This is a genomic window from Rhizobium sp. P38BS-XIX, from assembly GCF_012641435.1.
Classification (GTDB): Bacteria; Pseudomonadota; Alphaproteobacteria; order Rhizobiales; family Rhizobiaceae; genus Rhizobium.
Genome location: NZ_JABAIJ010000016.1, coordinates 48,129 through 61,521, shown reverse-complemented (window position 1 = coordinate 61,521; position 13,393 = coordinate 48,129). Strand labels below are relative to the sequence as shown.

Genomic DNA, 13,393 nt, shown 5'->3' with positions numbered 1-13,393 from the left:
ACGGTTTTGCACCCTCAGGCGTGTTCGAGCGTGTACAATCCGACATCGATGCTCCCCTCCTCGAAACCGGCTTCGCAGTAGCAGAGGTAATAATGCCACAGGCGACGGAAGCGCTCATCGAAACCGAGAGCGGCAATTGCAGGCCAACGCGCATGAAAGCGCATGCGCCAGTCGGCCAATGTGCGAGCGTAGCTTTTGCCGAAATGCTCCCGCGCCGTCAGCCGGAATCCAGCGTTCAAAACGACCTTTTCCAGGGCGGAATCGGACGGCAGGAAACCGCCAGGGAAAATATACTTCTGGATGAAATCCGAGCCGCGCCGATAGGAATCGAAGCGGCCTTCCTCGATCGAAATGATCTGCAGCACGATACGGCCGCCTGGCTTCAGACAGCGCTTTAGCGTCTCGAAGTAGCTCGGCCAGTAGGCCTCGCCGACCGCCTCGAACATCTCGATCGAAACGATACGATCGAATTGTCCGTCGAGGTCGCGATAGTCCTGGAGACGCAGATCGACCTGGTTCGACCTGCCGGCGTTTTCAACCGTTTCCCTGGCCCAGGCGAGCTGCGAAGGTGACAGGGTGATCCCTGTCACCTTCGCGTTTGTCCGGCCCGCCAGGAATACCGCGAGTGCACCCCAGCCGCAGCCGATTTCCAGCACGCTGTCGGCGCCTTTAAGATCCAGATTATCGAGAATGCGTTCAAGTTTCTTCTGCTGCGCCGCTTCAAGCGTCCGCGCCGAATTGTCGAAGATCCCCGAGGAATATAGCATCGAGGCATCGAGCCACTGCCGATAGAACTCATTGCCAAGATCGTAATGCGCCTCGATATTGCGGCGGCTGCCCTGCCGCGTATTCGCATTAAGCAAATGCTTGGCCCGATTGAAGAGCCGCACGATCGGGCTTCCTTCGACGGTCGGTGCAAGCGCTGCCGTGTTTCGGGCGGCGAACCGGATGACCTCCGTCAGATCCGGCGTTGTCCAGTCCTCATCGAGGTAACTCTCCGCAAAGCCGATATCGCCCGCGGCGATCAGGCGGCGCAACATGCGCCAGCGCCTCATGATGATGACGGCCTCAGGACCGGGTTCGTCACCATATTTTTCAATCATGGGCCCGGAGGGCAGCACGATCCTCAGATGACCATAACGAACATTTCGCAGCAACCTCAGCAGCAGTCGACCGGCAAAACCGAGCCTTTCCTTGCTTTCGGCCAGCGTGAGGGACGCGCGGGAGAAATCGTCAAACGGGCTCATGAACATCGACTTTCGAACGAGGTGTCTTTCCTTCAGCGGATGAAGGACGGACGAATGAAACGGGCTGCTCGGGAGGACGCGGGTGGATGCGCAGACCTATGCCCTTGAGCCAGATCCTGAGCGCCTCCCAATGGATCCCCCCAACGACGCGAAGTGTCAGCAGGGGAATGGCGAAAAATGCCTTTAGCAATGCTCCATCCGTGAGTTCGGTGCGACGCGCCAGATGCCTCGCCGTCAACACCGGACCCTCATGATCGAAGGTTTCGATGCGAATGGAAAGACGATCGGCCGGCGGCGAAACCTGGAACCTATAGCGCAGGTCCATATCCATGAACGGCGAGACATAAAAAGTCTTGTCGCATTGCTGGACAATGTCGGCGCCGCTATGCGCCTCCACGGGGATCATGTAGCCATGGCGCTCGCCGAAGGTATTGTCCACCTCCCACAGGATGGCTTTGGGAGATCCATCCTTCGAATAACAAAAGAAAACGCTGAGCGGGTTGAAAGCCCAACCGAGCAGACGCGGCATGGTGAGCAGCATGATCGGACCGCCATCCGGCTCGACACCGACCTCGCGCATCAAGCACTCCACCTGCTTGCGCAAATCCGAGCCGGAGCGATCACCGCGATCCCTGCGATAAAAGGAGAACAGGTTGAACCGATCGATCGAGAGGAGACGCAGTTTCCGATCGACCTTGTCGAGTTCATCGAGGTCGAGCAGCAGAGAATAGATGCGATAGCTGAGCTTGTGCTGTTTCGGCTTGAAACGCGCATGCGTGACGAGGCCGGGAAACAGCGCAGAGCGTAGTTTCGCCGTCATGCGGTCACCTCCACATCAAGCGGCAATTTCACCGGGCGGACAAGCGGCTTTCGGACGATGCGGGCACTTTCCTCGGCAACCTGCCATGGACGGCGCAGACCGCCGAGATCCTCGGCAACCGCAAGGCCCGCCTGAATGCCATCCTCATGGAAGCCCGAACCGAAATGCGCACCGCAGAACCAGGTGTTGCACGCACCCTGCAGAGACCAAATCTCCTTTTGCGCCCGATCCGTATCGAGATCGAAAACCGGATGGTCGTAGCTCTCGCGGCAGATGACGGTGTCTTCCTTCGGTTCGCGGCGAGGGTTGAGTGTCACGAAGGTCGGCGGGGCGGCACCCAAAGGCTGCAACTTGTTCATCCAGTAGGTGATCGAGGGCTGCGTTGGCCCATCCCGCGTATCCGCGACATAATTCCAGCTCGACCAGGCAGCCCGCCGTTTCGGCATCAGTGAGGTATCACCGTGGAGCACAGCCTCATTCCTGGAGTAGCGGAAAGCGCCCAGAATGCGCTGTTCGTCCTGGCTTGGATCCGCCAGCATGCGAAGCGCCTGATCGGCATGGGTGGCGATGACGACATCGTCAAAGATGTAATTTCCCCCATTATCGTCCCGAAGCTCGACGCTTTGTGGTCCGCGGCGTATCGACATAATCGGTGTCGACACGCGGATGCGGTCGGCAAACCGGCTGGTCATGCGCGCAACATATTCCCGGCTGCCACCGTTCACAGTGCGCCAGACCGGCCGATCCCACAATTCCAGCAGCCCATGATTGCAACAGAACCTGATGAAGTTTGCCGCCGGATAGGCACCCACCTGCATGGCTGGCGTCGACCAGATTGCCGCAGCCATCGGATAGAGATGGTCTTCGCGGAAGGCCCGCCCGTAGCCGTTGCGCGAAAGATAATCGTCGAGCGATATACCGCCGAGGATCGGCAGATCCAGCGGTGCACTCTTATAGAAACGCAGCAAATCCCGCATCATGGACCAGAAGCGCGGGCTGACGATATTCGACTTTTGCGCGAAAAGACCAAGCCCGGTGCCTCCGGAATATTCATAGGCGCCGTTATCGAACGACACCGCAAACGACATGTTCGAGGCTGCGGTCGGCACCTCCAACATACGAAACAATGCCGTCAGATTGGGATAGGTGACTTCGTTGTACACGATGAAGCCGGTATCGACCGCAACCGGCCCTGTCAGGCTTGCGAATTCCACGGTGTTGCTGTGGCCGCCGACGCGCTTGCCAGCCTCGAAGACCGTTACGTCGTGGCGCTTGGATAAAAGCCATGCAGCCGAGAGACCGGAAATGCCGCTGCCGATAACAGCGATCTTCAGGCGTCGGTCGCCGCTATTTCCATCGTGATAACGCATTAGATCCTCTCTTCCCCCAACCATCAGCTTTTCGCTTTCAAGACAGATACGGAAGAAGACAGCTCCCGGTTTCGCGCAGAACGAGATTTTTTCAAAAGAAGGCGAAACCAGATCCGGGGTGCGTCCGTAAATGGAACATCGGGATACGAACAGGCGTCAATGCGAGCGAACGAATGGATTGGGTTCTTCTGGCTGTCATAGCAATCGGTGTATCGCTGGCCATGGCGGCGGCATGGCTAGTGCAGCGCATGACAAGCGCCAGCGGCTGGATAGATACCATTTGGTCCTTGGCCGTCGGCTTTGGTGGGATTGCTGCAGCCATCTACGCGGAAGGCTTGTTTGCCCGCCGCATGACTGTGCTTGTCGTTGTCGCAGCGTGGGCATTGCGGCTTGCCTGGCATATTGGAACGCGTACCCGAGGCGGCGGAGAAGATCCTCGTTACGCCAGGCTCATGGAGGACTGGGGCGACAGCGCCGGCTGGCGGCTGTTTGTCTTCCTGCAGGTCCAGGCACTCGCAGCTTTCATCCTCATATTCGCCGTCTATCTCGCTGCGACAAACGATAAGACCTATCCGAGTGGAACGGATTTCTTTGCGGCTTTGCTCGGCGCGGCCGCTCTGATCGGCGAGACTATTTCAGATGCCCAGCTCGCACAGTTTCGCCGTACGCCGGAAGCAAGGACCGAGATCTGCGAAAGCGGCTTGTGGTATTATTCCCGCCACCCCAACTATTTCTTCGAATGGCTGTTCTGGTGCAGTTTCCCGCTCTTTGCCATCACGAACTCGGTCACGAGCCTTTTGTCCCTGCTTGCGCCAGCACTGATGTACTGGCTGCTCGTACATGTCTCCGGCATTCCGCCGCTTGAGGATCACATGCTGAGATCGCGCGGCGAGAAATTTCGCGCCCTGCAGCAGCATGTCAACGCTTTCTTTCCCGGCCCCCGCAAGTCAACGTCTCATCCCGAAGGAGAATAATCGATGAATATGCTGGCCTTTGCCATCAACACCGCCGAGCGTGCACCGCTCACCGACAGCATGACGCTTGCGGGTATCGATTTTCTGTGCGGGCGCACCAAACGTCGTCTGGCCGCTACGTCGATGGACGAAGAGAGGGCGTTCGTCAGCGCGATGGGCCAGTTTCCGGTGGCAACGCACACAGACGAGGCCAATCGCCAGCACTATGAAGTGCCAGCCGAATTCTTCAGCCTGGTTCTTGGGCCGCAGCGGAAATATTCGTGCTGCCTTTATCCTAATTCCGATACGACACACGCAGAAGCCGAGACCTATGCGCTTGCGGAGACGGTCAAACATGCCGGCATCGAGGATGGACAAAGCGTCCTGGAGCTTGGCTGCGGCTGGGGCTCGCTATCGCTTTATCTTGCCCGGACATTTCCGAACTCTCAAATTACCTCCGTCTCGAATTCCGCCTCGCAGCGCGAATATATAGTTGATCTCGCGCAGAAGCGTGGCCTGACCAATCTGACCGTCATCACCGCCGATATGAACGATTTTGCCACCGACGAGCGTTTCGATCATGTCGTCTCGGTCGAGATGTTCGAGCATATGTCGAACTGGCGCACCTTGCTGGAGCGCGTTCGCGGCTGGATGAAGCCCGATGGCAGGCTGTTCCTGCACGTGTTCACCCATAAGGACCGCTCCTATCGTTTCAATCATGAAGATCCTGCCGACTGGATCGCCCATCACTTCTTTACCGGTGGCATCATGCCGGCCCATGACCTGCCGCATCGCTTCGGCGATCTTTTCTCCGTCGAGCAGGAATGGCGCTGGTCTGGAACCCACTACCGTCGTACGGCAATCGACTGGCTCGCCAATTTCGATCGCGAGATCGATCGCATCCAGCCGATTTTCGCCAAGGTTTATGGAAAAGACAGCGCCCTCTGGCAACGCCGCTGGCGGCTCTTCTTCCTGGCGACGGCCGGGCTGTTCGGCCATGACAACGGCAATGTCTGGGGGGTGGGTCACTACAGCCTGAGACCGGCCGGATGATGCAACGGGCGCAAGACCCACGAACCGTGGCAGGGGTCACAGTCGCCTGGGTCATCATAGTCAACAAGCCATTTTATCCGTTCTATGTCTGGTGGCTGGTCGGCAGCGGCGTTGATATATCGACGCTCACGCTCGTCTCTCTCCCCTTTTTCCTGGCGATCCCCCTGATCGCCGGAAAGTTCCCATTCGCCGCTCGCCTGGCGCTCCCCGTGATTGGCACGCTGGATACGGTGTTTGAAACCGTCATTTTCGGGCGCGCGTCCGCTACCCTGCTGTTTCTCGCTCCCTGTATGGCATTGGCGCTCGTCACATTTCATCCCACCGAGAAATGGTGGCAGCGGGGCGTTGCCTGCTTCATTTTCGTCTGCTTCGTCGTCTCTTGGTGGACGATCGGAAACCCGATCTTTTCCTGGAGCGAGGGCCAGCTTGCAACACTGCTGAATATCAACGCCTTTGCCGTAGCCAGCCTCATGGCCTTCATCTGCCTGCGCTATTCCGGCATGGCTTCACCCACGTAATCAGACGATTTCCCGACATGAATGTTGGTGGTCGCCGATTGCCAACGAACGTCGCACACGATTCATCAATGTCGATCTCGGTACGCGGCGGTTCTGCCACCTCCGATACGAAAGCGGCTTGCTGCCGACTTTGGTCCGTGAGAGCTGAGGTTCAGCAGGTGCAGTGCCGTCTATAACAAGTGCACGCATGTTTCGATCCTCAAAATTTCGTACACCCGGCACCGATATCGAGCTATCTGCGAATTCTCCAGGCTGCAGCGCCTTGATGAAGATCGCTCTTCGTTCACTTGGGCCGACTGCCAGGCACACGACGGCGGACGATAAAACGGAGCACCCATCATCATGCCCGGCCATCCACTTGCGGCAAGAGTTCCACCTGCGATCGCTGGCCTGATGAGGACCAGCATCTACCGACACCGAAGGCTGATTTTCCAGAACTGGATGTGGAAGGGAACTGGCCGCTCGAAACATCCGATGCAAAATGGTTCGAGCAATGCCTGACCAGCCCCATCTATCCGCTCACATAATAGGCCACGTTTTATCTCAAGGAGAGATTATGAACACCGGACGTCATATGCTGGCACTAGGGGCCGGTCTTTGCCTTTTGTATGCTTTGACGGCTCCGGCGCAAGCCGCCGGCTTCAACTGCAAATATGCCAAGAGCCACGTCGAAAAGCTGATTTGCACCACGCCCAGCCTGTCGAAGCTCGATGACGAAATGAAGGTGCTATTCGACAAGATCGAGGGAGAAACTTACGGCCACGACGGCGAAACGGGCGAAGTGCTCGATCCGGCTGGCAAGGAACAGACGCACTGGCGGGAGACCGTCAGAGACGCTTGCAGGGATGCCGCCTGTCTGAAAACGGCTTATACCGCACGCCTTGCCGAGATGCGGAAGAACTGGTCGCAAGCCCTCGGTCCTGATGACTGACCGATGGCCAAAGGCTGGTCGGCTCTCCGAACACGGCGCGGCTGCCAGCCTGATTCCCGCCGGCGGTTTCGCAGCGTGGACGACCGACATGGAAGTCGTTTTTTTACAGGCGAAATCTTCGATCGCTACGCGTTCGCACTCCAGGCTGCCCCAAAGCCATCCTACGGCTAGCCTCTGAAGGGCTTTGGGGGCGGCTCGGCAAGGGTGATGCGATTACCGTCCGGGTCGGCTATCTGACCGATACGGCCGTAATCACCGTGGGATTCACCCGTAATCGTCACGCCAATCCCGCCAAGCGATTTGCTGGCTTCCTCCATTTTAGGCACGACGATCGTCAATCGACCGTAGCCCGCATTCTCCTTGTCGAGAAAAACCTGGATATTCGCGCCAGCAATGTCCCGCCATTGGATCAACATGTCCATGGGACGATCGTCGGGTTCCCGACCAAAGAGGCCGGTGTAGAATTTCTCTGCTCTCTCTATATTTGCGGTCGCGAGGGCAGCATAGATTCCCTGGATTTGCATTGGAATGTCTCCCTTCCACAGCAACATCTCTGTGGAATGAGAAAAGGCAGGGTTCTGTTCCCTGCCTTGCACGTCCAGAGCCCCACCGAACGGATATCGCCGGATTGCCGCGACTATCACGTGCTCTTTCTTATCGCGGGATCCGGCTTTCCAGCTCCGTGGCCCGCTTGGATGTGGTTTGCACCAGGCAGTCATCGGCAACGATCAAGGCAGCCGTTCCACTGTTTGTATCCACCGCGCATTCAGTGTCGCGGTCGGCTATCCATTTGCGCTGCTCGTCGCGAATTTGCGTGGCGCCGCTCTGGTCCAGCTTCGAGCGCAGCAGCTTATAGGCACGATTGAGACGATCATCCTGATATTTCAACTCATCACCGGCACAGTTGCGCATGGTAACGGTGACGCCCTCCGACTTGTCGAGGCAGGCCTTGTAGGACGGGCGCGTGATGCTGGCCTGCTTCTGTGCCGTGGATGCCTTTGACGTTGCGGCCTTGTCAGCAGGCGCCTTTTCATCCGCCCGGCGATAGATGCGGGAGAAGCTGACGTTGATGCCGCCGCACATGTGGTTGTCGCCAACGACAAGGTAACGTCCGAGCTGGCTCATCCTCACCTGGCAAAGGCCTGCAACTTCCTTGTCCTGATAAGGCAGCAGCTTTTCCGGTTTACCATCCTCGCCCTCCTGATAGCCAAAGGCTGCCTGAGAGTTCTGACCGTCGATCAGACCGGCAAACTGCCCACCCTGCTCGCCATTGCCGAATTGCAGGTTGGCCTTGGCATCGATGCGGATCTTGCCGCCTTGCGGTTTTGCGACGATGCTCATTTCGCTGTCTCCCCAATGTCCGACCCAATCGGGCGCGGGCGACAATTGCGAAAGCCGCGACAATGGCAGCCAGCCGGACGTCTCATCATCGGTCCGCTTTGCGGGGTTGAGATAGGTGGCGCAGGCACGATCGCCACTTGCTCGGCTTACGGCAACCTGATCACCCGGCAAGAGGAAGGACCCCTTCTTGCAGACCACCGATTTTTCCGGGCACTGAAACTCGACCTTGTCTCCCGGCTTGACCTCGTAGAGCTGCGCGGCAAGCGGATTGTCATCCAATGCATTGAAGCCAAAGCAATCCGTTCTTTCGGCCGCGGCGGCAAGCGTCGGGAAAGACAACAGAACGGCGGGGAGGAGAAGGCGGGAAAAGGTGCTGCGCCATGCATTCATGCTTAAATCCTTTCAGCGAGACAGGGCCTCGACGGAGATGGAAAGCTCCCTCGATACCAGCGGATCGGAAGAGCGGGGATAGAGCTTTCCCATTCCGCACATCAACTCTTTCAGGCAGCCTTACGGCACGTGAGAGTTGTCGGCCAGCCGCGAGAGTGAGGATTTGCAAATATAGACGCATGTGCACCTATGGCAGACGCAGGGATATCGGTGCCGCTGGCATGGTCTGATATGGCCTTGTCGGTCCTGCGTCCTGATGCCGGCGTTTCCCTGACGGGAAAGCCTCATACTGTCCGGGAATTTTGGCAAACTACCCCGCTTCCGGCCTCGCGTCCGAAGGATCGATGCTCATCGCGACAGCAGGGCAATGCGCCGTCGGCGCCGATGCGTTGAGACGGCGGTGAAGGTCGGGGGAACGAATGCTCCAAGTGATGACGGATGCGCCTTTTGGCAAGCGGCGTCCTATAAATTCGCGGCTGGCTGTGGTGGCGATAGCGCTGTCAACCATCGTTCCATTTGCCACGATTGCGCGCGCCACCTCCATAACCGATGATCATTCGGGCAAACGCCAGATTCTTCTATGTGACGATGCGCACGAGATGCTCTCGAACAATGACGAGATGCGCACAGCAGAGACGCTTGCCCTTGGCAAGGATATCCAATTTCGCCCCGACACATCCGACGAAAAGTGCACCTCGCTCGCCGCACTGCTGAAGTTCAATGGCAGTCAGGTTCTGATTACCGCCGTGGTGTCCGATCCGGGCGAGAGCGGATTGGATCAAGGCTCTAGCCTGTCCGCCTATTTCTTCCGGGAGACGGGAAGCGCGCTACGACTCGTCACGGTCAAGCGCGATTTTACGGAAAGTAACGGCGTGCTTGGCAAAAGCGGAGACATCAACGCCGCGCATTTCGGCACTGATGACGGCATGACCGTCAATGGCGGCATATCGTTCCAAGGCTATTCCACCGATTTGACCAACTCTTACGTATTCCGCAACGGCGGCATCGTTTCTCTCGGCATGGTTCCCACAGGCTGGAGCAACAGCGGTGCCGAGGAAGACGAAAGCAAGTCGGTGACCATTACGGGACGGCTCGAGACCGGACTATCAAAGCCAGATCGCGTCCGGGTGATCTATACGAGAAGTGTCGGTGGCGGCGCCGAGCAGACCAGCACCACGATATGGCGGTCGCAGGCAGGCAAATTCGCGCTTGAGGCGGGCACCGTCCCGTCGGAAATCATCAGCGGTTTCGAACTTGGCGCGGACGTTATCGCGAAGAACGGGACGCCCGTGTCCGAGATAGATTCTAAAGCAGAGCCCGCACCCGTAGCCGCGGCAGGATCGGATACGGTCTGGTCGATCGACGATATCGGTATGAAGGCACCATCCGCCGCGGTCGCCGATGCCATCAGACAAGACCCCAATTACCCGTCAATCTGCAAGTTGACCGGCAGGGAAATGCTGCCATCTCTCTCGGCAACCAACGCCACCTGGTTCGTCACAACCTCGAACCGCTGCGATGCAGGCGCAGGAAACGGTCCTGTCTTTATCGTATCCGTTGCGCCCGCAGGCAATGCGACAGTCATCTTCAGCGGCTTTCGCCACGCGGTAAAGGCCGAAAACGGCGTGCATGGTGAATTCCACGATCTGTTCGTGAATGGCGATGCCCGAAACGCCAAGTCCGGCGAACTCTACACCTTTGACGGCCAAGCCTATCGCAAGAACGGATCCTGACATCGCTCAACAGATGCCAATCCGACGTTTGCCCCTATCCGGAAAGAAGAACAATGCGCCTTACCTCCTTTGCCAGTGCAGCCCTTTTGCTTCTGTCCACCCCGGCTTTCGCCGATGACAGTTCGGCCACGCTTGGAACCGGCGGTCTCGTCCTTCAGAAGACGGACAAGATCGCGCTCGTTTCGGAAGAGCTGTATCTGTCTCCGAAAGGCATCCGCATTTCCTATCGCTTCCGCAATCTGACGGATGCCGACTATTCGACGACGATCGCCTTTCCCATGCCCGCATTCCCGGGCGGCGGCTCGAACTCCACGACCTCCGTGCCCGACCCGGCAAGCGATAACTTCATGAAGTTCCAGACAACCGTCGACGGCAAGTCAGCCCCTTCTCAGCTTGAACAGCGGGCGTTCATTACCGAGGACGGCAAGCCCGATACGGAGATCACCGACAAGCTCAAGTCCCTCCACATCCCGCTGGTGCCAACCGCGGAAGCAACCGAGGCAGCCGTTGCCCACCTTACCGACGCGCAACGAAAAGACCTCGTCGACGGCAACATCTTCGATTCTGGCGGCAGCGACTACAATGGCGAGGCGACAACGCTGTATCCGCTTTGGACGCTGAAATCGAAATACTGGCGTAACCAGACTTTTCCGAAAGGCAAGGATCTGATCGTCCAGCAGAGCTATGTTCCGATTGTCGGCAGCCAATCGTCGCTCTCCCTCGGGTCGCCCTACATGGACGAGGAGCGGCTGAAATTCTATCAGGATACCTTCTGCACCGACGATAGCTTCGTGAAGGCCGCGCGTAATCTTTACAAAAAAGCCGGCGCCGACAATGCAACAACCTTCCAAGTGTTCGAGCAATATTTGTCTTACGTCATCACTTCGGGCGGCAACTGGGCAGGTCCGATCGGCGATTACAAGCTGATCGTCGACAAGGGCGATCCAAAGACGCTGGTTTCCTTCTGCGGCACGGGCGTCAAGAAGATCAGCCCAACCCAGTTCGAAGTCGATATCAAGAACTATCAGCCGGATCGCGATATCGACGTGCTGCTGCTGCCAACCGTACCCGTTCAGTGATCTCGACTGCGAGCTGATATCGCCCGTCATAACTCAAACTGAGAACCGGAACTTGCGCAAATGAACATGCCCCCCAAGCGCTACTCTTCCAGAAACCTGTTCCTCGCGCTCGCTTTTCTCCTGGCTCTTCCCGTGCCAGGCCTGATTGAGCCCGCCTATGCGCAGTATTCCAACCAAGCTGCGTCCCAAGTCGATCTGAACAGCACGGATTCGATCGAGAGCAACCTGAATATTTGGGAACGGCGCCTGGGCCAGGAGGGCCTGATTGTCCTTGGCTACTACAACGGTTTCGCCGATGGCTCGTTCGGACAGAGCACGCGCAATGCGATCGCCAGCTATCAAGGCGATCATCATCGGCCTTCCACTGGACGGTTGACCGCCAAGGATGCTTTGGAACTCGGCGGTGCCGCTCTTGATCTGCGCAAACAACTGCAATGGCGCCAGTTGGACAATTCGCAGGCTGGAGTGACGATTTCCTATCCCGCCGCAATCATGACCCAGCGTCAGGACAACAAGCTGGGTGGAGAGACCCTTCAGCCCCCGGACGGCGCGCTTAGCCTGAAGACGGCGCATTTTGCCAATTCCGGCCCAGGCCAGATCGATTCTCTGTTCCAAAATATGTTGAACGAGCAGGGCAGCACGATCACCTATCAGTTCAAGCGGCAGAACTGGTTTATCGTATCGGGCACCTCAGGCGACCGGAAATACTACTCGCGTTTCGAGCAGCGAGGCAACGATATCCGCGGTTACGACTTGAGCTGGAACGCAAGTGAACCCAGCAAGCTGGTCGACAATATTTCGGTGCTCATTTCCAACGGCTTCTATCCGTTCGGCGACAGTTCCGCAGGCGGCGACCCGAATTATCCGACCCTTATGCAGCTGGCCGATATCGCCGCTTCAAACGGCCAGGGATCGTCATCGGGCAATAATTCCGCCTCCAGCGGCTCAAGCGGCGCGACGACCCAATCTGCACAGCAGGATGACGGGCAGCAGACCGCACAGTCCGGCGACAAGGCCAACGACAAAGATGGCGTGACCGAACAGAAAGAGGGCGGCTTGCCGCCGCCCTCGGACGGTTCGCTCGTTACCTCTGACGGCAAGGGCCTGCGTTTCGTCTATCATTATTTTCCGCCGCAGGACCCCAAGTTCAACTATGCATATCAGTGGGCGGTCGACACCCACCTTTTCCTGAATATCCCGGAAATAGACGGCCTCGACGGACTGACCGTGACCCCGCGCCAGCTGCACTATGTGACCCGGCAATGCGATACGGTCAACGCGTTCTACGACAAGAAAAACGGCGCGGTCTTCCTCTGTTACGAGATGATCGACAGCCTGCTGCAGATGGGCCAGGCCCTCTCGAAGGGGGCATCCGACCCGAAGGCTCTGACGATCGAATTCGTACAGGATAACCTGCGTTTCATCCTGCTGCATGAATCAGGTCACGCTTTGATCGATCTGCTCGATCTTCCCGCCGTCGGACGTGAAGAGGACTCCGTCGATCAGCTCGCGGCGGTTCTGCTGTTGTCGAACGCGGACGATCGCGAAAACAAGAATGATATCGCCCGCGTCCTGCAGTTGGCATCCGTCTGGTTCAAGGTCAACAGCCAGTCCTCGGGCAATCCCGATGTTGCCTCGTTCGCCGATGAACACTCGCTGGATGCCCAGCGCTACTTCAACCTTCTATGCATGGTCTACGGGCTTGATCCTCAAAACAATGCCGGCATTGTCGACAACGGCATGCTGCCGAAAGAGCGAGCCGCCCGATGCCCGGATGAAGCGTCCAAGATCAACCGCTCCTGGGCCCGGCTGCTTCTGCCGCACTTTTCTCCAAGATTCCAGCCGAAGACGGATGGGGCCAATGGCGATGCGCAACAGACGACCCAGGCACCGCAGGCCGCGACAGGCGGCAACCCACTTGAATGGGATAAGGGCACCAATCCGTTCGGCAAGTGATC

The 13,393-nt window shown here is 58.0% G+C and carries 12 protein-coding genes; 7 read left to right on the top strand and 5 right to left on the bottom strand.

Annotated features, from left to right (window positions below):
• Positions 1-14 precede the first annotated feature (14 nt).
• The 3 genes from HGP17_RS31145 to HGP17_RS31135 are packed head-to-tail and all read right to left on the bottom strand — an operon-like array spanning position 15 to position 3,437.
• The gene (locus HGP17_RS31145; RefSeq protein WP_168815435.1) at positions 15-1,247 is read right to left on the bottom strand and encodes a cyclopropane-fatty-acyl-phospholipid synthase family protein; all 1,233 of its coding nucleotides are present in this window, start codon (positions 1,245-1,247) and stop codon (positions 15-17) included.
• A complete protein-coding gene (locus HGP17_RS31140) occupies positions 1,234-2,067 on the bottom strand; it encodes a DUF1365 family protein (RefSeq protein WP_168815433.1) in 834 nt (277 codons plus the stop codon). The genes HGP17_RS31145 and HGP17_RS31140 overlap by 14 nt, the downstream gene beginning before the upstream one ends.
• A complete protein-coding gene (locus HGP17_RS31135) occupies positions 2,064-3,437 on the bottom strand; it encodes an NAD(P)/FAD-dependent oxidoreductase (protein WP_168815431.1) in 1,374 nt (457 codons plus the stop codon). The genes HGP17_RS31140 and HGP17_RS31135 overlap by 4 nt, the downstream gene beginning before the upstream one ends.
• A 173-nt stretch (positions 3,438-3,610) precedes the next feature.
• On the opposite strand from HGP17_RS31135, the gene HGP17_RS31130 reads away from it, so the two are divergent.
• The 4 genes from HGP17_RS31130 to HGP17_RS31115 all read left to right on the top strand — a co-directional run bounded on the left by HGP17_RS31130 (position 3,611) and on the right by HGP17_RS31115 (position 6,892).
• Positions 3,611-4,411 carry a DUF1295 domain-containing protein gene (locus HGP17_RS31130; RefSeq protein ID WP_168815429.1) on the top strand — a complete coding sequence of 267 codons (801 nt, stop codon included), beginning with the start codon at positions 3,611-3,613 and terminating at the stop codon, positions 4,409-4,411.
• A 3-nt stretch (positions 4,412-4,414) separates the two neighbouring features.
• Positions 4,415-5,443 (top strand): cyclopropane-fatty-acyl-phospholipid synthase family protein, encoded by a 1,029-nt coding sequence (locus tag HGP17_RS31125; protein WP_168815427.1) that lies wholly within the window; start codon positions 4,415-4,417, stop codon positions 5,441-5,443.
• A 26-nt stretch (positions 5,444-5,469) separates the two neighbouring features.
• Entirely contained in the window at positions 5,470-5,961 is a 492-nt protein-coding gene (locus tag HGP17_RS31120; protein ID WP_348649012.1) for a hypothetical protein, read from the top strand.
• Between the two features lie 556 nt (positions 5,962-6,517).
• Positions 6,518-6,892: a hypothetical protein gene (locus HGP17_RS31115; protein WP_168815423.1), complete on the top strand. Its 375-nt coding sequence runs from the start codon at positions 6,518-6,520 to the stop codon at positions 6,890-6,892.
• Positions 6,893-7,059: 167 nt separating this feature from the next.
• On the opposite strand, the gene HGP17_RS31110 is transcribed toward HGP17_RS31115, so the two are convergent.
• Both HGP17_RS31110 and HGP17_RS31105 read right to left on the bottom strand, forming a co-directional pair.
• A complete protein-coding gene (locus HGP17_RS31110; protein WP_168815421.1) occupies positions 7,060-7,416 on the bottom strand; it encodes a VOC family protein in 357 nt (118 codons plus the stop codon).
• 130 nt (positions 7,417-7,546) lie between these two features.
• Complete coding sequence (locus tag HGP17_RS31105; RefSeq protein ID WP_168815419.1) at positions 7,547-8,623, bottom strand: lysozyme inhibitor LprI family protein; 1,077 nt, start codon at positions 8,621-8,623, stop codon at positions 7,547-7,549.
• A 419-nt stretch (positions 8,624-9,042) separates the two neighbouring features.
• Here HGP17_RS31105 and HGP17_RS31100 point away from each other — a divergent pair, with 419 nt between their 5' ends.
• The 3 genes from HGP17_RS31100 to HGP17_RS31090 are packed head-to-tail and all read left to right on the top strand — an operon-like array spanning position 9,043 to position 13,391.
• Positions 9,043-10,356 (top strand): hypothetical protein, encoded by a 1,314-nt coding sequence (locus tag HGP17_RS31100; protein WP_168815417.1) that lies wholly within the window; start codon positions 9,043-9,045, stop codon positions 10,354-10,356.
• Between the two features lie 53 nt (positions 10,357-10,409).
• Entirely contained in the window at positions 10,410-11,435 is a 1,026-nt protein-coding gene (locus HGP17_RS31095; RefSeq protein ID WP_168815415.1) for a DUF4424 family protein, read from the top strand.
• A gap of 60 nt (positions 11,436-11,495) precedes the next feature.
• The gene (locus HGP17_RS31090) at positions 11,496-13,391 is read left to right on the top strand and encodes a DUF4344 domain-containing metallopeptidase (RefSeq protein WP_168815413.1); all 1,896 of its coding nucleotides are present in this window, start codon (positions 11,496-11,498) and stop codon (positions 13,389-13,391) included.
• The last annotated feature ends 2 nt before the right edge of the window (positions 13,392-13,393 follow it).

Bases quoted from the DNA above. Each gene is read 5' to 3' on its own strand.
- HGP17_RS31140 (WP_168815433.1), bottom strand. From the start codon at position 2,067: ATGACGGCGAAACTACGCTCTGCGCTGTTTCCCGGCCTCGTCACGCAT.
- HGP17_RS31095 (WP_168815415.1), top strand. From the start codon at position 10,410: ATGCGCCTTACCTCCTTTGCCAGTGCAGCCCTTTTGCTTCTGTCCACC.
- HGP17_RS31100 (WP_168815417.1), top strand. From the start codon at position 9,043: ATGCTCCAAGTGATGACGGATGCGCCTTTTGGCAAGCGGCGTCCTATA.
- HGP17_RS31145 (WP_168815435.1), bottom strand. From the start codon at position 1,247: ATGAGCCCGTTTGACGATTTCTCCCGCGCGTCCCTCACGCTGGCCGAA.
- HGP17_RS31115 (WP_168815423.1), top strand. From the start codon at position 6,518: ATGAACACCGGACGTCATATGCTGGCACTAGGGGCCGGTCTTTGCCTT.
- HGP17_RS31135 (WP_168815431.1), bottom strand. From the start codon at position 3,437: ATGCGTTATCACGATGGAAATAGCGGCGACCGACGCCTGAAGATCGCT.
- HGP17_RS31125 (WP_168815427.1), top strand. From the start codon at position 4,415: ATGAATATGCTGGCCTTTGCCATCAACACCGCCGAGCGTGCACCGCTC.
- HGP17_RS31130 (WP_168815429.1), top strand. From the start codon at position 3,611: ATGGATTGGGTTCTTCTGGCTGTCATAGCAATCGGTGTATCGCTGGCC.
- HGP17_RS31110 (WP_168815421.1), bottom strand. From the start codon at position 7,416: ATGCAAATCCAGGGAATCTATGCTGCCCTCGCGACCGCAAATATAGAG.
- HGP17_RS31090 (WP_168815413.1), top strand. From the start codon at position 11,496: ATGAACATGCCCCCCAAGCGCTACTCTTCCAGAAACCTGTTCCTCGCG.
- HGP17_RS31105 (WP_168815419.1), bottom strand. From the start codon at position 8,623: ATGAATGCATGGCGCAGCACCTTTTCCCGCCTTCTCCTCCCCGCCGTT.